Annotated in this window: 18 protein-coding genes; 14 read left to right on the top strand and 4 right to left on the bottom strand. The window is 64.6% G+C overall.

Annotation, left to right across the window (positions count from 1 at the left end; genetic code table 11):
• Positions 1-9: 9 nt before the first annotated feature.
• From coxB to ACN9MB_RS20145, 4 genes are all read left to right on the top strand, one after another.
• The gene (gene coxB, locus ACN9MB_RS20160; protein ID WP_426270046.1) at positions 10-978 is read left to right on the top strand and encodes a cytochrome c oxidase subunit II; all 969 of its coding nucleotides are present in this window, start codon (positions 10-12) and stop codon (positions 976-978) included.
• A 42-nt stretch (positions 979-1020) separates the two neighbouring features.
• A complete protein-coding gene (ctaD, locus tag ACN9MB_RS20155; RefSeq protein ID WP_426270045.1) occupies positions 1021-2643 on the top strand; it encodes a cytochrome c oxidase subunit I in 1623 nt (540 codons plus the stop codon).
• 50 nt (positions 2644-2693) lie between these two features.
• Positions 2694-2825, top strand: a complete 132-nt coding sequence (locus ACN9MB_RS20150; RefSeq protein WP_275586833.1) for a hypothetical protein — start codon at positions 2694-2696, stop codon at positions 2823-2825.
• Positions 2826-2933: 108 nt separating this feature from the next.
• Positions 2934-3821 carry a cytochrome c oxidase subunit 3 gene (locus ACN9MB_RS20145; protein ID WP_204638218.1) on the top strand — a complete coding sequence of 296 codons (888 nt, stop codon included), beginning with the start codon at positions 2934-2936 and terminating at the stop codon, positions 3819-3821.
• 297 nt (positions 3822-4118) lie between these two features.
• Here ACN9MB_RS20145 and ACN9MB_RS20140 read toward each other — a convergent pair whose 3' ends face one another.
• Complete coding sequence (locus ACN9MB_RS20140) at positions 4119-4334, bottom strand: twin transmembrane helix small protein (RefSeq protein ID WP_046971617.1); 216 nt, start codon at positions 4332-4334, stop codon at positions 4119-4121.
• A gap of 59 nt (positions 4335-4393) precedes the next feature.
• On the opposite strand from ACN9MB_RS20140, the gene ACN9MB_RS20135 reads away from it, so the two are divergent.
• The 10 genes from ACN9MB_RS20135 (at position 4394) to ACN9MB_RS20090 (ending at position 19938) form a co-directional block, all read left to right on the top strand.
• Positions 4394-5131 (top strand): SURF1 family cytochrome oxidase biogenesis protein, encoded by a 738-nt coding sequence (locus ACN9MB_RS20135; RefSeq protein WP_204638219.1) that lies wholly within the window; start codon positions 4394-4396, stop codon positions 5129-5131.
• A complete protein-coding gene (locus tag ACN9MB_RS20130; protein ID WP_426270044.1) occupies positions 5128-5691 on the top strand; it encodes a hypothetical protein in 564 nt (187 codons plus the stop codon). Before ACN9MB_RS20135 ends, ACN9MB_RS20130 begins: the two co-directional genes overlap by 4 nt.
• Complete coding sequence (locus ACN9MB_RS20125; protein ID WP_204638221.1) at positions 5691-6857, top strand: COX15/CtaA family protein; 1167 nt, start codon at positions 5691-5693, stop codon at positions 6855-6857. Before ACN9MB_RS20130 ends, ACN9MB_RS20125 begins: the two co-directional genes overlap by 1 nt.
• Positions 6854-7768, top strand: a complete 915-nt coding sequence (cyoE, locus tag ACN9MB_RS20120; protein ID WP_426270043.1) for a heme o synthase — start codon at positions 6854-6856, stop codon at positions 7766-7768. The genes ACN9MB_RS20125 and cyoE overlap by 4 nt, the downstream gene beginning before the upstream one ends.
• Before the next feature lie 1248 nt (positions 7769-9016).
• Positions 9017-9259: a hypothetical protein gene (locus tag ACN9MB_RS20115; protein WP_204637801.1), complete on the top strand. Its 243-nt coding sequence runs from the start codon at positions 9017-9019 to the stop codon at positions 9257-9259.
• Between the two features lie 163 nt (positions 9260-9422).
• A complete protein-coding gene (mgtA, locus tag ACN9MB_RS20110; protein ID WP_204637800.1) occupies positions 9423-12092 on the top strand; it encodes a magnesium-translocating P-type ATPase in 2670 nt (889 codons plus the stop codon).
• A 212-nt stretch (positions 12093-12304) separates the two neighbouring features.
• Complete coding sequence (locus ACN9MB_RS20105; RefSeq protein ID WP_426270042.1) at positions 12305-13945, top strand: Na/Pi cotransporter family protein; 1641 nt, start codon at positions 12305-12307, stop codon at positions 13943-13945.
• Positions 13946-14229: 284 nt separating this feature from the next.
• Positions 14230-15339: an efflux RND transporter periplasmic adaptor subunit gene (locus ACN9MB_RS20100; protein ID WP_426270041.1), complete on the top strand. Its 1110-nt coding sequence runs from the start codon at positions 14230-14232 to the stop codon at positions 15337-15339.
• On the top strand, positions 15332-18433 hold the full coding sequence (locus ACN9MB_RS20095; protein WP_426270040.1) for an efflux RND transporter permease subunit: 3102 nt from the start codon (positions 15332-15334) through the stop codon (positions 18431-18433). Before ACN9MB_RS20100 ends, ACN9MB_RS20095 begins: the two co-directional genes overlap by 8 nt.
• A 2-nt stretch (positions 18434-18435) precedes the next feature.
• Positions 18436-19938 (top strand): efflux transporter outer membrane subunit, encoded by a 1503-nt coding sequence (locus ACN9MB_RS20090; RefSeq protein WP_426270039.1) that lies wholly within the window; start codon positions 18436-18438, stop codon positions 19936-19938.
• Positions 19939-19945: 7 nt separating this feature from the next.
• Here the strand turns inward: ACN9MB_RS20090 and ACN9MB_RS20085 are convergent, their stop codons facing one another.
• The 3 genes from ACN9MB_RS20085 to dnaG all read right to left on the bottom strand — a co-directional run bounded on the left by ACN9MB_RS20085 (position 19946) and on the right by dnaG (position 23163).
• Entirely contained in the window at positions 19946-20548 is a 603-nt protein-coding gene (locus tag ACN9MB_RS20085) for a pentapeptide repeat-containing protein (protein WP_426270038.1), read from the bottom strand.
• A gap of 13 nt (positions 20549-20561) precedes the next feature.
• Entirely contained in the window at positions 20562-21188 is a 627-nt protein-coding gene (locus ACN9MB_RS20080) for a DedA family protein (RefSeq protein ID WP_204637794.1), read from the bottom strand.
• A 205-nt stretch (positions 21189-21393) separates the two neighbouring features.
• Positions 21394-23163, bottom strand: coding sequence for a DNA primase (gene dnaG, locus ACN9MB_RS20075; protein WP_426270037.1), 1770 nt, complete (start codon positions 23161-23163; stop codon positions 21394-21396).
• Positions 23164-23214: the final 51 nt, after the last annotated feature.

Genomic DNA, 23214 nt, shown 5'->3' with positions numbered 1-23214 from the left:
GGTGCAAACATGACATCTGGCGGCATCAAGCCTGGCAGCATCAAGCGAGCAGTGGCGGCAAGCGCACTCCTCGCTCTAACCATGTTCGGCGGCGTGGCCTCGGCCAATCCGCAGCCAGGACAGTTGAACATGACCCGCGGCGCGTCGACCTGGTCGCCCGAGGCTTATTTCCTCAACAATGTTGCCCTCGGCGTTTGCGTCGTGATCGGCATCCTTGTGTTCGGCGCGATGTTCATCGCGATGTTCCGCTTCCGCAAATCGCGCGGCGCGGTGGCCGAGAAGTGGTCGCACAACACGACGCTCGAGATCGTGTGGACGACCATCCCCGTGATCATCCTGATCGTGCTGGCCTACCTGGCCACCGGCGGCCTGCGCACGTTCGCCGACACCACCGGCTCGCAGATGACCGTGAAGGTCACCGGCTACCAGTGGAAGTGGCGCTACGACTATGTCGAGTACCAGGGCAAGGCGATCGACAAGGTCGGCTTCATGTCCAAGCTCGACCGCGAAAGCGACGAGACGCGCCAGCTCAATTCGGGCCTCGATCCGCACAACGTGAAGGTGGGCGACGAGAACACCTACCTGCTCAACGTGGACAAGCCGCTGGTGGTGCCGGTGGGCACCAAGATCCGCTTCGTGATCACCGCCGGCGACGTGATCCACTCCTGGTGGGTGCCGGCGCTGGGCTGGAAGATGGATGCCATCCCGGGCATCGTCAACGCCGCCTGGACCAACATCACCGAGCCGGGTACGTATCGCGGCCAGTGCGCCGAGCTGTGCGGCCAGGATCACGGCTTCATGCCGATCGTGGTGCAGGCGCTGCCGAAGGCCGAGTTCGAGAAGTGGCTGGCCGAGCAGCAAGCCGCGGCCACGCCGCCGGCCCAGCCGGCTGCACCGGCTCCGGCACCGGCTTCCACCGCTGCCGCGCCCAAGACCGCGGCCGTCGACGCACCTGTTTCCCAGGGCCATCAGGGCTAAAAGCCCCATAACAGCATTCGCATTTAGCTAGAGGTGCAAGGCATGGCCCACGCAGCGACACACGATCATCACGATCACGACGATCATCACGGCGCGCCGAAGAATTTCTTCGTGCGTTGGTGCATGTCCACCAACCACAAGGACATCGGTACGCTGTACCTGGTGTTCTCCCTGCTGATGTTCTTCATTGGCGGCAGCTTCGCGATGGTGATCCGCGCGGAACTGTTCAAGCCCGGCATGCAGCTGGTGCAGCCGTACTTCTTCAACGAAATGACCACGATGCATGCGCTGGTCATGATCTTCGGCGCGGTGATGCCGGCCTTCGTGGGCCTGGGCAACTGGATGATCCCGCTGATGATCGGTGCGCCGGACATGGCGTTGCCGCGCATGAACAACCTGTCGTTCTGGATCCTGCCGTTCGCCTTCTCGCTGCTGCTGTCCACGCTGTTCCTTCCGGGCGGTGGCCCGGCCGGCGGCTGGACGATGTACCCGCCGCTGTCGCTGCAGGGTGACTCGGTCGCGTACCTGGTGTTCGCGGTGCACTTGATGGGTATCAGCTCGATCATGGGCGCGATCAACATCATCGCCACCATCCTCAACATGCGCGCGCCGGGCATGGATCTGCTGAAGATGCCGGTGTTCGTGTGGAGCTGGCTGATCACCGCGTTCCTGCTGATCGCCGTGATGCCGGTGCTCGCCGGTGCGGTGACCATGCTGCTCACCGACAAGTACTTCGGCACCAGCTTCTTCAATGCGGCGGGCGGCGGCGACCCGGTGCTGTTCCAGCACATCTTCTGGTTCTTCGGCCACCCCGAGGTCTACATCATGATCTTGCCGGCCTTTGGCCTGGTCTCCGAGATCATCCCGACCTTCGCGCGCAAGCCGATCTTCGGTTACAAGGCGATGGTGTTCGCGATTGCCTCGATCGCCTTCCTGTCGTTCATCGTGTGGGCCCACCACATGTTCGCGGTGGGTCTGCCGCTGGGCGGCGAAATCTTCTTCATGTACGCCACCATGCTGATCGCGGTGCCGACCGGCGTGAAGGTGTTCAACTGGGTCAGCACCATGTGGGGCGGCTCGATGACGTTCGAAACGCCGATGCTGTTCGCCATCGCGTTCGTCATCCTGTTCACCATCGGCGGCTTCTCCGGCCTGATGCTGGCGCTGGCCCCGGCCGACTTCCAGTATCACGATACGTACTTCGTGGTGGCGCACTTCCACTACGTGCTGGTGACTGGTGCGATCTTCGCGATCATCGCGGGCAGCTATTACTGGCTGCCGAAGTGGACCGGCCGCATGTATTCGGAAACGTGGGGCAAGATCCACTTCTGGAACAGCGTGATCTGGGTGAACGTGTTGTTCTTCCCGCAGCACTTCCTGGGCCTGGCCGGCATGCCGCGCCGCATCCCGGATTACAACGTGGCGTTCGCCAACTTCAACATGATCAGCTCGATCGGCGGCTTCCTGTTCGGCGCCTCGCAGCTGATCTTCCTCGGCGTGATCATCCACGCGGTGTGGTTCTCCAAGAAGAAGGCACCGGACCGCGTGTGGGAAGGCGCCAAGGGCCTGGAGTGGACGCTGCCGTCGCCCGCGCCGTATCACACGTTCGATGTGCCGCCGGTCATCCATGATGACGAACTGGCACACGGCCACGTCGAAGACTGATCCACGTATTGCCGCTCCGGTGTTGTGCCGGAGCGGAAGGAAGCGAAACGATGAACCAGCCGTCCATGACAACGATCGAGCAAGCCCGCAAGAAAGGTGTGCGACTCACCGTGACGGTGGTCGGCACCATCGCCTTTGCGATCTTCGTGCTCTCGTTGTTGCAGGGGCTGAAGTACTCCTGACGCGACCTTGCAGTATTCCTCCGCGATGCCGATGAGGCATCACGGGTTGCAGCCCGGGCGACGAGTGCGCGGGCGGAAGTAGACAGAGCATTCCATAGGGATCTCAGCATGGCCCAGCAAGAAGGCGTTTATTTCGTTCCATCCAAGAGCCAGTGGCCGATCGTGGCCGCGGTGGTCATGTTCGTCACCGTGCTCGGTGCCGCGCATTGGCTGAATGCGCCCCCGGGTGAAGCGGGCTTTGGCAAGACCATGCTCACCGTCGGCATCGTCGGCATCCTGCTGATGTTCTTCGGCTGGTTCCGCTCGGTGATCCGCGAGTCGCTGGCGGGCAGCTACAACGACCAGGTGGACCGCTCGTTCCGCATGGGCATGATGTGGTTCATTTTCTCCGAGGTGATGTTCTTCGGCGCCTTCTTCGGCGCGCTGTTCTACGCCCGCATGTTCGCGGTGCCGTGGCTCGGCGGCGAAGGCCATGGCGTGCTGACCCACCAGTTCCTGTGGAGCGACTACGCCGCTTCGTGGGGCGCTGGCGGCGGTGGCGGTCCGGAGCGCATCGGCGGCAACTTCGAGACGGTGCTGCCCTGGGGCCTGCCGCTGCTCAACACGCTGATCCTGCTGTCCTCAAGCGTCACCGTGACCATCGCGCACCATGCGCTGAAGGCTGGCCACCGCGCCAAGATCCTCTGGTTCCTCGGCTTCACCGTGCTGCTGGGCGCCACCTTCCTGTGGTTCCAGGCGCACGAGTACATCGAGGCCTATAAGGAGCTCAACCTCACGCTGCAGAGCGGCGTGTACGGCTCGACCTTCTTCATGCTCACCGGCTTCCACGGCATGCACGTGACGCTGGGCACGATCATGCTGGCGATCATCTGGCTGCGCGTGGCCAAGGGCCATTTCACCAAGGAACACCACTTCGCGTTCGAAGCGGTGGCCTGGTACTGGCACTTCGTCGACGTGGTATGGCTCGGCCTGTTCATGTTCGTCTACATCCTCTGAGACGCTGGCGCGTCGCAGCAAAAAGCCCGCCGAAAGGCGGGCTTTTTTGTTGGGGCGGACAGACAAAGACCTTCCCTATCTCTGTGGGAGCGCACCCTGTGCGCGACTCCGACAGCGCGGTAGCGACGGAGGCACCGCAGTCGCCCAAAGGGTGCGCGCCGTCGGTGTCGCGCACAGGGTGCGCTCCCACAAGGGGACGGCTGGGGTGAGGGCCCCCAAAAGAAAAGCCCGCCAGGGGCGGGCTTTCCAAGGAACCGTTTGTCGCAGCAAGGCGAGCAGGGCGCTTGACCGCTACAATTACTGCCCCACGCCGTGCGGGTGGAGCCAGCCCATCCAGATGCCGAACACCACCATCAGGATGAGCAGCACCGACAGCCCGATGCGACGGGTCAGCGCCCACACCGTGCGCTTGCTGCCTTCCTTGTCGGTCATCATGAAATACAGGGCCTGACCAAGATTGAACAGCACCACCAGCAGCAGAATCACCAGCGCATATTTGTAGATGGTTTCCACGTGATTGGTCCGAACGTTTTAGACATCCGCAGTATAGCGGTCGTGCACGGCGCCACCGCGTGAAGTGGCTGCGCCGTCCATCCTGGTTTGCACTGCTGCTCACAGCGGTGAGCGCCTTGTTGTTCATACGTTTGGGCGTCTGGCAGCTGCATCGCGCCGACGAGAAGGAAGCCATTCTGCGACGGTATGCCACAGCGGAAACGGCCGCGCCGCGCGACTTTGCCGCCGTGGCCTCAAATCCCCCCGTGGACGCGTTTGCACGCGTCGACGTGCAGGGCGAATACCTCGCCGATCGCCTCTATCTGCTCGACAATCCCAAGCACGACCAGCGCGGCGGTGTGGAAGTCTATGCGCCTTTCCGTCCGCGCAGCGGCGATCGCCTGCTGCTGGTGGACATGGGTTTCCTGCCGGGCAATGGCACCGACCAGGCGCCGCAGTTGCCGGCGCTGCCCACGGGGCCGCAGCAACTGCACGGGCTTTATGTGCCGGCTCCGGGCGTGGGCTATGCGATGGGCGGCAACGCGCTGACGCGGCAGACGCACTGGCCCAAGACCACCATCTATCTCGACCTGGCGCAGATCGGCAGCGATCTCGGCACCGCCTTGTATCCGCGCGTGCTGTCGCTCGACGCGGAACCTTCGTCCATCTACGTGCGCGAGCACACCATCGATTTCTCGGCGATGCCGCCCGCGCGCCATCGTGCCTACGCGTTCCAGTGGTTCACCTTCGCCGTGGCGGTGGTGGTGATCCTGCTGGTACTGCATCGTCGTCGTCCTTCCCGACCGGACAAGCCATGACCGATCCCACCGCCTTGCGCGCAAGTCGCCTGAAACTGCTGCTGATCATGCTGGTGTTCGCCGCACCCATCATCGTGGCCCTGGTGCTCACGTTTGCCGGCTGGCAGCCCTCGGGCAAGGCCAACGGCCAGCCCGTGACGCCGCAGCGAAATTTCGCCGCCGAGCAACTCCCCATCTCGCTCAGCAACGGCGACACCTGGGCCTGGCGCGCGAAGGAGCCGCAACTCACGCTGGTCGCGCTGGCCGGTCCTGGCTGCGCCAAGCAGTGCCTCGATGTGCTGACCAAGATGGCCGCCGCACGCATCACGCTCAACCGCAATGCGCCGCGCCTGCGTCTGCTTTACGTGGGCAGGCCGCCTGCCGATGCCGTCGCCAGCGGCATGACCGGCTACTGGAAACTCGGACAGGATCCGATGGCCGTGCTGGCGCCGTTCACGCCCACCACGCCCGACAGCGTCGCTGCTCTGTTGGTGGAATCCGACGGCACTGCGTTGTCGTTCTATCCTGTGGGCTTCGATACCACCGGCTTGCGCAAGGATCTGCAGAAGGTGATCCGCTGATGACCTCCCGCTCCCACAACGTGCTGCGCGGCCTCGCGTTGCTCGCTGCCGTGTTTGCCTTTGGCGTGGTGATGTTCGGCGCGTTCGTGCGCCTGTCCAATGCGGGCCTCTCGTGCCCCGACTGGCCGACCTGTTATGGACGAGCCGCGTGGCCCGAACAACAGCATGAGATCGCGCAGGCGAACCAGGCCTTCCCGGATCGCCCGTACGAAACCCACAAGGCTTGGCGCGAGCAGGTGCACCGCTTCCTCGCCGGCACGCTGGGCACGCTGGTGTTCGTGCTCGCGCTGATCGCCAGCTGGCGCAAGCCGTGGACACGCTATGCGGTGATCGCGGGCGCGATCTTCGCGGCCGTCGGCGTCGCCATGTACATCAAGGGCGAGCACCACTGGTCGTTGCTGGTATCGCTGCTCGCCATCGGCCTGCCGCTGATCGCTGCGATCGGCCTTCATCGCCCCGGCGCGTGGCGCATCAGCGTGCTGGCGCTGTCGGTGGTGGTATTCCAGGCCATGCTCGGCATGTGGACGGTGACGTTGCTGTTGAAGCCGATCGTGGTGATGGGTCACCTGCTGGGTGGCATCACCACCTTTGCCTTGCTCGCCTATGCCGCACTGCGTTTCGCTGGCGTGGGCGCGAACGACGACAGCTATGCGGGCCTGCGCAAGGCCGTGGTGGTCGGCATCGTATTGCTGCTGGCGCAGATCGCGCTGGGCGGCTGGACGTCGTCCAACTACGCGGCGCTCGCTTGCGGCACCGACTTTCCCAAGTGCCTCGGCCAGTGGGCTCCCGCCACCGATTTCCGCGAAGGCTTCGTGCTGTGGCGCGGCATTGGCGTGAACTACGAAGGCGGCGTGCTCGACATGGCCGCGCGCAGCGCCATCCAGATCACCCATCGCCTGGGCGCGCTGGTGGTGTTCTGCTACCTGGCGTGGCTGTCGCATCGCGTCTCGCGCCGCGGTTTGCGTTCCTTGGGCCTGGCGATTGCCGTGGTGCTGGTGACGCAGGTGCTGCTGGGCATCAGCAATGTGCATTTCGGGCTGCCCTTGCCGGTGGCGACGCTGCACAATGGGGTCGCCGCGCTGCTGCTGTTCACCCTGCTGGCGGCGTTGGCGCGCACGCAAAAGCGTCATGAGGACGCGATGTTTCTTTCCCACGGATACCGATGACGATGAGCCGCCGTTTCCATGAATACCTGGAACTGACCAAGCCGCGCGTCGTCGCGTTGCTGGTGTTCTGCGCCGTCATCGGCATGTTTCTCGCCGTGCCCGGCATACCGCCGTGGCGCGCGCTGGTGTTCGGCACACTGGGCATCTGGATGGCCTCGGGTTCGGCCGCCGCGTTCAATCACCTGATCGACCAGCGCATCGACAAGGTGATGGCGCGCACGGCACACCGGCCGCTCGCCACCGGCCATCTCAAGCCCAAGCAGGTGCTGACGTTTGCGTTGGCGCTGGGCGCGGTGTCGATGTTGATCCTGGTGTTCCTGGTCAATCCGTTGACGGCGTTGCTGACCTTCGGCGGCTTGATCGGTTACGCGGTGATCTACACCGCCTACCTGAAGCGCGCGACGCCGCAGAACATCGTGATCGGCGGCCTGGCCGGTGCGATTCCCCCGGTGCTGGGCTGGACGGCCGTCACCGGTGCGCTGCATCCGTTCGCGCTGCAGCTGTGCCTGATCATTTTCGTCTGGACGCCGCCGCATTTCTGGGCGCTGGCGATCTTCCGCCGCGACGATTACTCGCGCGCACAGGTGCCGATGCTGCCGGTGACGCATGGCGTGGTGTTCACGCGCTGGCACGTGCTGTTCTACACGATCCTGCTGGTGCTGGTGACGTTGTTGCCGGCGCTCACCGGTTATAGCGGGATGGTGTATCTGGGCGGCGCCGTCGTGCTGGGCCTGGGCTTTCTCTATTACGCCGTGCGCCTGCTCAATCCGCCGGATGAGTTTTTCGCGATGAAGGTGTTCAACTATTCCATCGTGTATTTGATGGCGCTGTTTGCGTTTTTGCTGGTGGATCACTGGGTGATGGAGCCGCTGGTGCAGCACCAGGGCGTGGTATTCGAGCGCGCGCTCTAAGCTCGTCGTCGCTAGCTCGTCATCCCGGCGCAGGCCGGGATCCAGAGCCTCGGTTCTTGGTTGTCGCGATACCGCGACCGGGCCGCTTACGCAGCGGGCGTTTCGATCGGCTGCCGCCGCTCGAGTTACTTTCTTTGCTTGCCCACGCATGCGCAGAAGCGCATGCGAACGGCGAAGCCGGCCCGAAGGGCGTAGGGCAGGATGCCCGGAGTAAAGAAAAGTAACCCAAAGAAATGGCCTTTAGAGCTGCCAGCATCGTGTTGAATCCAAGCATGAACGCTCGAGGGGCGTCCCACCGGATCTCCATGGGAGAGTACCCCAGGGGTGCTTCCAAGCGTGGCGCAACGCGCCCGAATCGTTGAGGACTTAACGCGGAGGCTCGCTGCGCATCGCCCGTGGCTTGTCTTCGCGATGCACCCCACTTCTCCCTCTCCCCTGCGGGGAGAGGGCCGGGGTGAGGGGCGGGTGCTCGCGGGAACGTCTGCGCTGTTCTATAGGAGCGCACCCTGTGCGCGACAGCCACGCTGGGATGTACCGCTCCGTAGGTTTGTCGCGCACAGGGTGCGCTCCCACAGTAGATCTGTAGCTCTGCTGCTTTGGGCTCTTGGGGTCCCCGTATGACGCGGCGGGTGGGTGGAGGAAAGCCCGCAGGGTGGTCGGCATGGATGCCGGCCAGTTTTTCGCCAGGGCAGGATGCCCTGTCGAAAAACCCCGCAACCCACCCGCGCACCTGGAGGGCCAAAGGCCCGGAAGGCGCGTCATCCGGGGGGCCCTTCTCTTTGGTTACTTTCTCTTGGGCAAGCAAGAGAAAGTGACCCGGCCTCCGGCAGGAGGACGGAAGCCCGCGGCAGGCGAGCCAGGTCGCGGTATCGCCAGAACAAATGGAGCCGTCAAAAAGGTTCGCCATAGAACCTCATCACAGCGAAAGCACATCCCCTCCCTCCCGCTAACCGCAACAACTTTCGCCTCCCAATTCACCCCTCCAGGGTTGACACTTGCGCACCGCAGCAAGACAATTCGCCCGCTACCGGGCGTTACGCCCTCAGTGGCCTCTGTCCTATCAACCCAAGGCATATGGACGTTTACCCTAGTCGCAACGTCGACATCCGCGAGCATCGGGTGCCGGCATTGCATAACAAGCTGATCTGCTGCGGCGACCGCCTGCGGTCGGCTGGCGCTTTCCTCGACTAGGGAAGACCGGCCCACCTCTGACGGTGCCGTTGGCGCCGTTAATGAGGAGAAAGGGCCATGAAGCTCCTTCGCGAATTCTTCCGTCTGCGTGTGGCAGCCCGCCCGCTGGCGAGCCGTCGTGCCGACACCCGTCGTTCCTGGACGATCACTGTGCCTGCCCCGCTGGGCGAGGCGCAGGATTCCCCGTCGTCCGATCTGCACCGTTCTTCCGAGGCTCCGCGCGCCCGCCAGGGTGCCCGCCGGCCGGAACATGCCGTTTCGCAAGCGCATCGTCATCTGCAGCTGGTATCCAGTCACTGATGAAGACCTCGCGCTTCGAACTGCCGTGCAAGGGCTGGCCTCCACCAGTCTTGTGGCATCGATTGCGCCGAAGTTCGTAGCGCAGGTATTGGCGTCACGCGCGGGCTAGCCCCGCCGACTCGCTGGTCCGGCTCAGATGTCACCGATTTCACGGAAGCGAGTCATGTTCAAGCACTCCACCCAGTCCGTCGCAGGCAAGACGGCCGGCACGAGCGCCGCCGCGCCGGTGCGCGTGGCGGTCGCGCAGGAAGCGTTCCGCCACAACGAAGCGTTGTACGCAGCGCTCGATACCAGCGCCGCCGGCCTCAACGAAGAACAGATTTCCGAACGGCTGGACCGTGACGGCCTCAACGAGGTGTCGCACGAGAAGCCGCCGCATTGGTCGGTGCAGTTGCTGACGGCGTTCAAGAACCCGTTCATCATCGTGCTGCTGGTGCTGGCGATCGTGCAGCTGGCGACGGACAGCTCCGACCTCACCGGGCCGATCATCATCGCGGTGATGGTGGGCATCAGCGTGTTGCTGAGCTTCACCCAGGAATACCGCTCCTCGAAGGCCGCCGAAAAACTCAAGGCGATGGTGCGCAACACGGCCACGGTGACGCGCCGCGCGTCCGACGGCCATAGCGAACGCATCGAAGTGCCGGTGAGCGAACTGGTTGCCGGCGACATCGTGCATCTCGCTGCGGGCGACATGGTGCCCGCCGACCTGCGCCTGGTCTCGGCGAAGGACCTGTTCATCAGCCAGGCCATCCTCACCGGCGAATCGCTGCCGGTGGAGAAGTCCGCCCCTGCGCACCTGCATGGCGCCGACGAGATGGAAGGCAGCCAGCACGGCGACAATCCGCTGGACCTGCCCACCGTCTGCTACATGGGCACCAATGTGGTGAGCGGCAGCGCGACGGCGGTGGTCGTTGCCACGGGTTCGCGCACCTATCTGGGTTCGCTGGCGCGCACCATCGTGGGCGAGCGCGTGCAGACCAGCTTCGATCGCGGCGTGAACAGCGTCAGCTGGCTGCTGATCCGCTTCATGCTGGTGATGGTGCCGATCGTCCTGGCGATCAACTGGTACGACAAGGGCAGCTTCTGGGAAGCGTTCCTGTTCGCGCTGTCGGTGGCGGTGGGCCTGACGCCCGAGATGCTGCCGCTGATCGTCACTGCGAACCTCGCCAAGGGCGCCCTGGCGATGTCCAAGCGCAAGGTGGTGGTGAAGCGCCTCAACGCGATCCAGAACTTCGGCGCGATGGACGTGCTGTGCACCGACAAGACCGGCACGCTGACGCTCGACAAGATCGTGCTGGAACGCCACCTCGATCTGTACGGCGAGGAATCGGACGAGGCGCTGGAATACGGTTACCTCAACAGCCGCTTCCAGACCGGCCTGAAGAACCTGATGGACAAGGCGGTGCTGACCCATCGCGACCTGGAAGTGGTCGCGCAGCACTACCGCATCGTCGATGAGATCCCGTTCGACTTCCAGCGCCGCCGCATGTCAGTGGTGCTGGGCAACGGCGACGGCAATGAGCTGCTGGTTTGCAAGGGCGCCGTCGAGGAAATGCTGTCGATCTGCGCGTCGGCCAAGGCGGGCGACGAGATCCTGCCGATGACTGACGAGATGCGCGCCGACATCAAGGCGATGACGCGCGGCCTCAACGAGGATGGTCTGCGCGTGCTGGTGGTCGCGATCAAGCGCCAGCCGCCGGCCGGCCGCGCCTATGGCGTGGCGGACGAAAGCAACCTGATCGCGGTCGGCTGCCTGGCCTTCCTCGATCCGCCGAAGGACAGCGCGGCCACCGCCATTGCGGCGCTGCATCACCACGGCGTCGAAGTGAAGGTGATCACCGGCGACAACGAGGCGGTGACGCGCAAGATCTGCCGCGAAGTGGGCCTGGACGTGGAGCACTCCGCGCAAGGCAAGCACATCGAGCCGTTGAACGATGACGAGCTGGACGAACTGGTCAAGCGCACCACCGTGTTCGCCAAGATGTCGCCGTTGCAGAAGGCGCGCGTGGTGAAGTCGCTGCAGCGCCAGGGCCACACGGTGGGCTTCCTCGGCGACGGCATCAACGATGCGCCGGCGCTGCGTGAGGCCGACGTGGGCATCTCGGTGGATACCGCCACCGATATCGCCAAGGAATCGGCGGACATCATCCTGCTCGAAAAGAACCTGATGGTGCTGGAAGAGGGCGTGATCGAAGGTCGCATCACCTTCGGCAACATCATCAAGTACATCAAGATGACCGCCAGCTCCAACTTCGGCAACATGTTCTCGGTGCTGGTGGCGAGCGCGTTCCTGCCGTTCCTGCCGATGCTGCCGCTGCAGATCCTGGTGTTGAACCTGCTGTACGACATCTCGCAGCTGTCGATCCCGTTCGACCGCATGGACGACGAGTACCTGCGCAAGCCGCGCAAGTGGGACGCCAGCGATATCGGCCGTTTCATGGTGTGGATCGGACCCGTCAGCTCGATCTTCGACATCACCACCTTCCTGCTGCTGTGGTATCTGTTCGGCGCCAATTCGACGGCGCACCAGTCGTTCTTCCAGTCGGGCTGGTTCATCGAGAGCCTGCTCACGCAGACGCTGATCGTGCACATGATCCGCACGCGCCGCATCCCGTTCCTGCAGAGCATCGCCTCGGCACCGGTGCTGGCGCTGACCACGGCGATCATCATCATCGGCATGCTGATTCCGTTCTCGGCGGTGGGCAGCAAGCTGGGCATGGTGCCGCTGCCGGGCGTGTACTTCGGCTGGCTCGCGTTGACGGTGCTCACGTACTGCGTGCTGACGCAATTGGTGAAGCTGGTCTACATCAAGCGGTACGGGCGCTGGTTGTGAGCCCCACCACGCTCGTCATTCCGGCGCAGGCCGGAATCCAGTAGCAGCAAGATTCGGTCGTCGCGAAAGAGCTGATGGGCCTTCAGGCGACCACCCGGCTCATCGCCATTGGATTCCGGCCTGCGCCGGAATGACGGGCTATCCATTCGGGACGCGCGCGAGCGCTCCCACGGGCGCGTCATGCGTCCCATTGATCCCAAGGAGGGTACGCCATGAAAGGCACCTTCGCTCTACTCGACATCGCCGGCTACGTCGCCCTGCTGCTATGGGGCACGCACATGGTCACCAGCGGTGTGCTGCGTGGCTATGGCAGCGCGCTGCGTCGCTGGATGGGTCGCTATCTCGGCCATCGTCCCGCCGCGCTGGGTTTTGGCGTGTGCGTTACCGCCGTTCTCCAGAGCAGCACGGCCACCGGTCTGATGGCGACCTCATTCGCCGCCAGCGGCTTTCTCGGCCTTGCGCCGGGCCTCGCCGTAATGCTGGGCGCGAACGTGGGCACCACGCTGATCGTGCAGGTGATGTCGTTCGATATCGCCGTGGTGGCGCCGGTGTTGATCCTGATCGGCTTCACCATTCATCGCCGCACCGATGACGTGAGCTACGAAAACATCGGTCGCGTCTCCATCGGTCTCGGCCTGATGCTGCTCGCGCTGCACCTGCTGGTCGGTGCGATGGCGCCGGTGGAGAACGCCCAGGTCTTGCGTGCCATCCTGCAGAGCCTGGCCAGCGAGCCGGTGCTGGCGATGCTGGTGGCTGCGCTGCTCACCTGGGCGTGTCATTCCAGCGTGGCCGTGGTGTTGCTTATCGTCTCGCTGGCGAATGCCGGTGTGGTCGATGCGCCGGGTGCCATGGCACTGGTGTTGGGCGCCAATCTTGGTGGCACCATTCCCGCACTGATGGAAGCGCATACGCCAGTGGCACGACGCCTGCCCATGGGCAATCTGCTGGTGCGCGCGTTTGGATGCCTGGTCTGCCTGCCGATGCTTGCGCTGATCGCCCACCGGCTCGCACCGCTCGGCGCGTCGCCCGCGCGTATCGCGGTGAACTTCCATACGGCATTCAATCTTGCGCTTGCGCTGATCTTCATCGTGCCGGTGGACAACCTGGCCCGCCTGCTCGTGCGTCTGCTGCCCGAACCGCCCAAGCCCAATGACCCGGGTGTGCCGCAATATCTCGACGCGGGCGCGCTGGGGTCGGCCAACGTGGCGCTGGCCAATGCCGCGCGTGAATCCATGCGCATGGCGGACATGGTGGAAGGCATGCTCACCGGCCTGGTCGAAGTATTCGGCAAGGACGATCGGCTGCGCGCGAGCGCCATCGGTCGCATGGATTCGTCGCTGGATCGCCTCGGCATGGCCATCCGCGAATACCTCACCGATCTCGGCGGTGAAGCCTTGAACGAGGAAGACGGCGAGCGTAGCCAGGAGATCCTCGCGTTCGTCATCAACATCGAGCACATCGGCGACATCACCGCCAACAACCTGATGGAGTTCGCCGCCAAGAAGGCCGAGCGCGGCCAGGATTTTTCGGCCGAGGACATCCAGGACCTGGCCTTGATGCATGCGCAGGTGATGGAAAGCCTGCGCCTTGGCCTTACCGTGTTCCTGCGCGGCGATGTGCGTGCCGCGCAGCAACTGGTGGCGCGCAAGGAAGTGCTGTGGAAGCTGGAGAACGAAGCGTCGGAGCGTCATATCCGGGCGCTGCGCGAACGCCGCGATGGCGGAGACGTCTATCTGCGCATCCTGCGTGACCTCAAGCGCATCCACTCGCACCTCGCGGCACTCGCCTATCTGCCTTTGGAGCGGGCAGGCTTGTTGCAGGATCGTCTCGTGCGCGAGCGCGTGACGACCTGACGTAAGCCTCGTTCGATATCGTACTTATCTTGTAACGGAGCAACGGCACATTGGATCCGGACCCATCGACTGACATCGAAAAATCTTGCTGACCCAGTCGTCCTCGCTTCTGCGTTCACTCCGTCCGGAGTGACACCCGCACGCGGCGGCCGACCACGGCCAGTCCGCGAGCGGGTCATGCGCTCGGTCTCCTGACGAGACGCGCGCCATCCCCTTCGCAAAACATTGCCTCATGGTCGGTGACCGTGACGGGCATGCATGCCAAGTACTGCAGGGGATTACCCATGACGCATCGACTCACAGCTTTCTTCATCGCCTTCGCCGTCATGTCGTTGGCCGCATGTTCTCATCGCGCCGACGATCAGGCATCGCCTCCGCCGTTGGTGGAAGAACACGGCATGCTGCGTGTGCCCGATGGTTCGCCGCTGCGCAAGGCGCTCACCATGGCGCCCGTCGAAATGCGCACCGCACCCCGCGCGCTGGTGTTTCCTGCCACGGTGGAATCGGACCCGGCGCGCACCGCCAACGTGGTCGCGCCGCTCACCGGGCGCATCACCGAACTCAAGGTTGGGCTGGGCGACCATGTCGCGCGCAACCAGCTGCTGGCGGTGATCGAATCCGGCGACATGGCACAGGCCTATGCGGATGTGGCCAAGGCCACCGACGCGCTCGCGTTGGCCAGGAAGGGTCTCGAGCGTGCACACGGTGTGCAGCAGGCGGGCGGCAATGCGGTGAAGGATCTGGAAGCGGCGCAAAGCAACTACAACCAGGCGCAAGCAGAAAGGGATCGCGCACAGACGCGGTTGCAGTCGATCAACATCTCGGGCCAGGGCGGCTCCGCGCGAAGCATCCGCATCACCGCACCGGTAAGCGGTTACGTGACGGCGCTATCTGCCACTCCCGGCACGTATGCCAACGACACCACCACGCCACTGATGACCATCGCCGATCTCGACTCGGTCTGGATCACGGCCAACGTGCCCGAATCCGACCTGGGCGGCATCGCCAAGGGACAAGCCGTGGACGCCACGCTGTCGGCCTATCCCGATCAACTGTTCCACGGCCAGGTGGCGTTTGTCAGCCAGGTGTTGCAGGCGGACACGCGCCGCGACATGGTGCGCGCCGTGTTCGCGAACACGGATGGACGCCTGAAGCCGAACATGTTCGCCAAGGCCAGCATCGCGGTGCCGCAACCCGCGCAGGTCTTCGTGCCTGAGTCCGCGCTGCTGATGAACAACGACAACACCACCGTATTCGTCGAAGTGTCGCCGTGGACGTTCGAGCGTCGCACGGTGTTGCTGAGCTATGACGAATCCGCTGATGCCCGGGTAGTGAAGGGACTCAAGGCCGGCGATCGCGTGGTGGTGAAGGGCGGAGTCCTGCTCAATGATTAATGCGATCTTCCACTTCTGCTTCCAGAAGCGCGTGATCTTCATCGTGGTGGCGGTGCTGGTGCTGTGCTTCGGCTACTACTCGTGGACGCAGCTGGCCATCGAGGCGTACCCGGAACTGAGCGACGTCACCGCGCAGGTCACCACGCAGGTGCCGGGACTTGCTGCCGAAGAGATCGAGCAGCAGATCACCACGCCGCTGGAACGCGCGCTGGCTGGAACGCCCGGCCTGGTGGCCATGCGTTCCAGCAGCACCTTCGGCCTGTCGCTGATCACGCTGGTCTTCAAGGACGGTGCCGAAGATTACTGGGAGCGCCAGCGCGTGACGGAGCGCATCGCGCAAGCCACGCTGCCGCCGGGCATCACGCCGAGTCTCGATCCGGTGTCCGGTCCCGCGGGCGAGATCTATCGCTACACGCTCGAATCCACCAGCAAGAACCTGATGCAGCTGTCAGAGCTGCAGAACTGGGTGGTGATTCCGGCGCTGCAGAAGATTCCGGGCGTCGCCAACGTGGACATCTTCGGCGGCTTCACCAAGGAGTTCCAGCTCGAACTCGATCCCGCCCAACTGCTGCACTACGGCGTGAGCGTGAACCAGGTGACGAGCGCGATCTCCTCGAACACGTCGAACGCGGGTGGAGGACGCATCACGCGGGGCGACCAGTCGTACATCGTGCGCGGCATCGGCATGGTGCACACGCTGAAGGAACTGGGGGACATCGTGGTCACCCAGAGCAACGGCGTGCCCGTACTGGTGCGCGACCTGGGCAAGCTGCAGTACGGCCACCAGGTGCGGCAGGGCATCCTGGGCAAGGACAACAATCCGGACACCATCGAAGGCATCGTCGACCTGCTCAAGTACGAGAACCCCTCGCGCGTGCTGGAGAACATCCACGCCACGGTCGATAAGCTCAATCAGCAACTGGCCGCACAGGACGTGCGTATCGTGCCGTACATCGATCGCGACGATCTGGTGAATGCGACCAAGGAGAAGGTATTCCACACCGTGATGGAAGGTGTGGGGCTGGTGTGCATCGTGCTCATCCTGTTCCTGGGCAGCCCCCGTTCGGCGATGGTGGCGGCGGTGGCGATTCCCATGTCGCTGGTCACCGTGTTCATCCTGATGCAGTTCACCCATATGCCGGCGAACCTGTTCTCGCTCGGCGCGATCGATTTCGGCGTGATCGTGGACGGCACCATCGTGGTCACAGAGGCCATCCTGCGGCGCCGCGAGGAGAGGCCGAACTCGATCCTGACCGAAGACGACGTGATGACGGTGACCAAGCATGTCGGGCGCTCGATCTTCTTCGCCACGCTGATCATCATCACCGCCTACCTGCCGCTGTTCGCGTTCGAGCACGCCGAGGGCAAGCTGTTCCGGCCGATGGCCTTCACCGTGGGCTATGCCTTGCTGGCCGCGTTGCTGTGCACGGTGACGCTCACGCCGGGGCTGGCGTACTTCGCCTTGCGCAAGCCGCGCAAGATGTTCCGCAACAAGCCGCTGGAGCGCCTGCAGGCCGCGTACACCTCGATGCTGGGCAAGCTGCTTGGGCGGTTGCCGGTGGTCTATGCGATAGCCGGCGTGGCGTTGCTCGGCGTGCTCCTGCTGGGCGCGACCATCGGCCGGGAGTTCCTGCCGGAGCTGGACGAAGGTTCGTTGTGGTTGCAGGTGCAGATGCCGTCCGGCCTGTCGCTGGACAAGGCCAGTGAGATGACCGCCGATCTTCGCCGGGTGATTCGCGAGTTTCCCGAGGTGTCCTATGTGGTGACGCAGCTGGGGCGCAACGATACCGGCACCGATCCGTGGACGCCGTCGCACGTCGAGGCCGGCGTTGGACTCAAGCCGTACGACAGCTGGCCCCGTGGCGATGACAAGGCGGCCTTCCTGCGCCGCTTCAATGCCCGCATGCAGCAGATTCCCGGCGTCTCGGTGGGCATCAGCCAGCCGATCGTCGATGGCGAGAACGACATGATCGGCGGCGCGCACAGTCCGCTGGTGTTGCGCATCTATGGCGACGACCTCGCCGAACTGCGTCGCGTGGGCAACCAGATCGTCGACGTGTTGCATGGGGTACGCGGCACGGCCGAAGCGTCGATCTTCCAGGAGCCGCCGATTCCTCAATTGGCCATCACGGCGGACCGCGATGCGGCGGCGCGCTACGGCATCAACATCGGCGATATCAGCAATCTCATCCAGACGGCCATCGGCGGGGCGCCGGTGACCCAGGTCTATGTGGGCGACCGTATCTACAACGTGACCACGCGTGTATCGAACGAAACCGCCAACAACATCGAGGCGATCGGCCAACTGCCGCTGACCTCGGCCGGAGGCGCGCAGGTACCGTTGAAGCAGGTCGCGGATATCCGCTTCAGGACCGGCGAAAGCACCATTGCGCATGAGGAGGGCCGGCGGCAGATCACCATCCGCGTGGACAACCGCGATCGCGCCCTGTCCGAATACCTGGCCGACGCGCAGCAGCAGATCGATGCCAAGGTGCACTTCGACAAGCAGAACACCCAGTTGCAATGGGCCGGCACGTTCGAGAACCAACGGCGTGCGCAAGCCCGCCTGGCCGTGGTGATGGCGCTGGTGATGGGCATCATGCTGGTGCTCCTGTTCGCCGAGTTCGGCAAGCTGCATCAGGCGGTGATGGTGCTGGCGGTGGTGCCGCTGGCGACGGTGGGCGGCCTGATTTCGCTGCACCTGCGCGGCGAGACCTTGAATATCGCCACGGCGGTGGGCTTCATCGCCTTGTTTGGCGTGGCGGTGCAGAACGGCATCATCATGGTGTCCAACATCAACCGCGTGCGCAGGCACGGGCATGCGCTGCGTGATGCCGTATTGGAAGGAGCCGCGGAGCGCTTTCGCCCGGTGCTGATGACTGCCACGGTGGCCAGCGTCGGCATGCTTCCTGCGGCGCTTGCGACAGGCGTAGGCACCGACGTGCAACGCGGTCTCGCCACGGTGGTGGTGGGCGGCCTGCCCATCGCCACGCTGCTGACGCTGTTCGTTCTTCCCGGCTTCTACTTCGCCGTTGAGCGCTATATCGAGCGCCATCGCCGCAAGCGCCGTCCGCATCCTTCGCGGGAGCTGTGATCATGACCAAGACCCCATACCGTTCCGTGCTCGCCTTCAGCGTGGCCATCGCGCTCGCTGGCTGCACCGTCGGCCCGGACTATCAGCGGCCCGAGGCGCCCCAGGCTCGCGCCTATGCACCGACGCCCATCGCTACCGACACGGCGTCGGCGGAGGGCCCGGGCGGCGAGGCGCAGCACGTCCTGGCCTCGATGGATATTCCCGGCCAGTGGTGGACCTTGTTCCACTCCGCGCCGCTCAACGGCCTGATCGATGACGCGCTGAAACACAACGCCGATATCGAGGCGGCTCACGCCGCGCTGCAGGTCGCCTGGGAATCGGTGTATGCACAGCGCGGTGCGTACTTTCCGACCGTCAACGCCAGCGCGAATTCCACGCGCCAGAACGATGCCAACGACGTCGCCAGCGGCGTGGCATCGAACGCCGACCTGTACACGCTGACCACCACGCAGGTCAGCGTGTCCTATACGCTCGACATCTGGGGCGCAAACCGTCGGCAGGTGGAGTCGCTGGCGGCCCAGGCCAATGCACAGCGCTTTCAGCTGGAAGCCACGTATCTCACTCTGACCAGCAATGTGGTGAACGCGGCGATCCAGGAAGCTTCGTTGCGCGCGCAGATGGAACTGACGCGGAAGATCATCGGCGAGCAGGAGACGATCCTCGCTACCCTGAAGCGGCAACACGAGCTGGGCGATGCGTCCGATGCGGCCATCGCGGTGCAGGTCGCCGTACTGGAGCAAAGCCGCGCCACCTTGCCGCCGCTGGACAAGCAGCTGGCGCAACAACGCGATCTCCTGGCTACCTTGACCGGGCGAACGCCGGATCAGCCCATCGATGCCCAGTTTCAGCTCGATGCGCTGCAACTGCCCAGCGAACTGCCGATCAGCCTGCCTGCGCAGCTGGTCGAACAGCGTCCGGATGTGCGCGCGGCGGAAGAGCAACTGCATTCGGCCAGTGCCCAGGTCGGCGTGGCGATTGCCAATCGCCTGCCCAACGTGCAGATCAACGCGTCCTTGGGCGGCGCCTCGGAACGAACCAGCCAGTTGTTCGCGGCGGGCAGCGGCTTCTGGGCGGTGGGCGCAACAGTGACGCAGCCTTTATTCGACGGTGGCTCGCTGAAGCACAAGCAGCGCGGTGCCGAGGCTGCGTATCGCCAGGCAGCGGCGCAGTACCGAAGCACCGTGCTTGGTGCCGTGCAGAACGTGGCGGACACGCTGCACGCCATCGATGCGGATGCGCGTGCGCTGGCTGCTGCCGAGCGGGCCGAGCAAGCCGCCGAACACAGTCTGGATATCGCCAGGCGCCAACTCGCCCTGGGCGACCTCAGCGAAAGCGCGATGCTCAACGCACAGCTCGTCTGGCAGCAAGCGGCACTGAGTTCGGTGCAGGCGAGGGCGGCGCGCTATGCCGATACGGTGGCGCTGTTCCAGGCGCTCGGTGGCGGCTGGTGGCATCGGCAGGACGCGGGCAGCGTGGCATCGACCCCGGCGCTCAGGCCGCGCTGAAGCCCGGTCATTCCTGCAGTTCGATATCGAGGCTGTAGAGCAGTGAAACGGCTTCGGGCAACGAGAAGCGGGCACGCTTGATGTCGTTGTTGAAGAGGTCGATGCGGTAGTTCTGCGCATCGGTGAAGTTGGCGCCGACCAGCCGCGTGCGTGCGAATACGCTGTCGCTCAGGTCCGTATCGCGGAAATCGGCGTCCTCGCAGTTGGCGTCGGTGAAGTCGACGTCGATGGCGCGGCATTCGGTCAGCTCGCACTCGCGCAGGTCCAGCCCGAAGAACGACGAGTCGTTCACCACGCAACGCCGGAAAACGAGGGCCCTGGCCGTGCGTATGCGTGGCCAGTGGGCTTTCGTCCAGTGGATGCCGACCATCTTGCAGTCGGTGAAGGTCGCGCCATCGAAGCCGCTGCCGGTGAGGGTGGCGAGGCTGAGGTTGCAGTCCTGGAACTGGCAGTCGCTGAAGCGGCAGCGGGCGAGCGTCGCCTCGCTGAAGTTGCAGCGCGTGAAGCTGCAGTCGCGGAAGCGGATGCCTTCCAGCGTGGCGCCGGTGAGATCGAGGTTCTCGAAAACGGCGTCGTCGTACTCGCTTTCGCTCAGGGTGTGCGCGGTCATGCGCGGACAGGCGTCACTGCGAACCCGACTCGCACGCCACCCGCCGCTTGTGCCGCCACCACAGCACCAGCGCCACGATCAGCGCCGCGGCGCCGACCAGCCACAGGCCGTTCTGGCCCCGATGGATCCACATCGCCAGCCATTGGTGGTTGTCGGCACCGAAGTACCCCAGGTAGACCCAGATCGGCACGCTGATCAGCGCGGCCAGTCCGTCGAGCAGGAAGAAGCGCAGGAACGACACGCGATGGGTGGATCCCGCGGTGATGAACACGGCGGTGCGCATGCCCGGCAGGAAGCGCGCGATGAACATCAGGCGATTGCCGTAGCGCTCGAACTTGTGTTGCACCTTGGCGTAGCGTTCGGGCGTGAGCACGCGCGCGACGAAGCGCAGCTTGAGGATGCGCGCGCCGAAATGATGGCCGAGCAAGAACATGCCCGAATCGCCCACCAGCACGCCGGCCATGCCGATGCCGAACATGGTGTGCACGTTGGCATAGCCCAGGCCGGCAATGACGCCGCCCGCGACCAGGGTGATGTCTTCGGGCAACGGCACGCCGGCGCCGCACAGCAACAACGCGATGAATACCGCGAGGTAGCCGTTTTCGGCGAACACCGTGACCAGTCGTTCAAGCAGTTCCATGCAGGGCGGACTAACCGTGACTCACAAGAGGGGCCGATGATCCCATACGAAGACGTCCGTACGCTTGCGGCAGCGCAGGGGCGCTCCATGCCCCTGCTCCCATACGGAAGAGGGCCGGGCTGAGGCGCAATCTTGCAGGGCCAATAGTTAGAACCCTGTTCTTTTCATGCCGAGGAGGACTGCACCCCAGGATTTGTCTCACGGGTCAGGACGGACGCGTGGTGACTCGCGCGGCCAGCAGTTCGCGCAGTTCGGCTTTCTCGGCGCTGTCGAGGTGGCCTTCGCGGCTCTTGGCGGTCAGCCAGTCCCGACGCTGGATCACGGCCTGCTCTTCCATCCGTCGCAGGGCGTCGAAGAACTCCGCACGCTGGGCTTCCGGCTCGCCCACCACCATGGCGGCCATCAGCTTCTGCAGGGCCGGGTATTCGGCGCGTTCGGCAAAATGTTCCACCAGCATGGCGGAGTTGATGCCGGGGCGCGAACGGGCCATGTCGATCAGTTCGGCCAGCAGTTCCACGCCCGGCTTGTCCATGCGTAGAAACCCGTAGGGGCGCTCCACCTGTTCGGCCACGCCGGGCTGGGCCAGCAGCAGGGCGATGGCGCTGCGCACCAGTGAACGCTGCACCACGGTAGGGCGCTGCAACGCCGTGCGTGGTGCCGGCGAATTTTCCAGCGTCGCGCGCGCACCGGTGCGCTTCTCCAGCTCCTGTGCCATCAGGTCGCGGAACGCGCCATCGGGCAGGCGCGCGATCAGCGGGCGGGCGCGTTCGGCGAGGCGTGCGCGGCCATCGAGGCTGGCGGTATCCACGTCGTGCGCCAGCTCGCCGAAGAAGTATTCGGAGAGCGGTGTGGCGGCCTTCAGGCGTTTCTCGAAACCGTCCTTGCCTTCCTTGCGGATCAGCGAATCCGGATCTTCGCCATCAGGCAGGAACAGGAAGTACGCCTGGCGGCCGTCGCGCAGGCGCGGCAGCGCCGATTCGAGCGCCTTCCACGCGGCCGCGCGGCCGGCGCGATCGCCGTCGAAACAGAACACCACGTCGGGTGCCGCGCGAAACAATACTTCGGTGTGTTCGGGCGTGGTGGCCGTGCCCAGCGTGGCCACCGCGATGGGCAGGCCGGCCTGGTGCATGGCGATCACATCCATGTAGCCCTCGACCACCACGATGCGCGCCAGGCTCGGGTTCGCCTGCTTCACCTGCCACAGCGCGAACAGTTCGCGGCCCTTGTGGAACAGCGGCGTTTCCGGCGAATTGAGGTACTTGGGGCCGGGCTCTTTTTGCGGCGCGGGTTGCCCTTCCCGGACAGCCGGCGCGCTGGCAATAATCCGTCCGCCGAACGCGATCACGCGACCGCGGCGATCGAGGATGGGAAACATCAGACGTTCGCGGAAACGGTCGTAGCGGCTGCCGCGCTCGTTGCTGGCCACCATGCCCGCTTCGTTGAGCAACTGCGTGCGACGTTCGCTGCCACCCAGTGCCTTCATCACGCCATCGAAGCCGGCGGGCGCCCAGCCGATGCGAAAACGCTGGATGGTCTGCGCATCGAGGCCGCGCTTCTTGCAGTACGCCTGTGCTTCGGCGTTCTTCGGCAGTTCGTTTTCGTACCAGCGCGCGGCCGAATCGAGCAGGGCGTAGAGATCGGTCTTGTCTTCGCGTTGTACGCGGTCGTCGCCGCCTTCGCGCGGCACGGTGAGCCCGACCGACTGCGCCAGTTCCTCCACCGCATCGGGGAATTCCAGGCGCTCATAGTCCATCAGGAACTTCACCGCGCTGCCGTGCGCACCGCAGCCAAAGCAGTGGAAGAACTGCTTGGCGGGACTCACGTAGAACGACGGCGAGCGCTCGTTGTGAAAGGGGCAGCAGGCGGTCCATTCGCGTCCCGCCTTCTTCAACGGCACGCGCCGCTCGATCACGTCGACGATGTCGACGCGGGCAAGCAATTCGTCGATGAAGCTGTCAGGAATACGTCCGCGCATAAGCACCCTAGTCTATCGGTTGCGGCAGGACTCTGGCCGCTTTTACCCCCA

The organism is Dyella kyungheensis (assembly GCF_049913195.1).
GTDB lineage: Bacteria > Pseudomonadota > Gammaproteobacteria > Xanthomonadales > Rhodanobacteraceae > Dyella > Dyella kyungheensis.
This window is presented reverse-complemented; position numbering and strand designations above follow the sequence as displayed.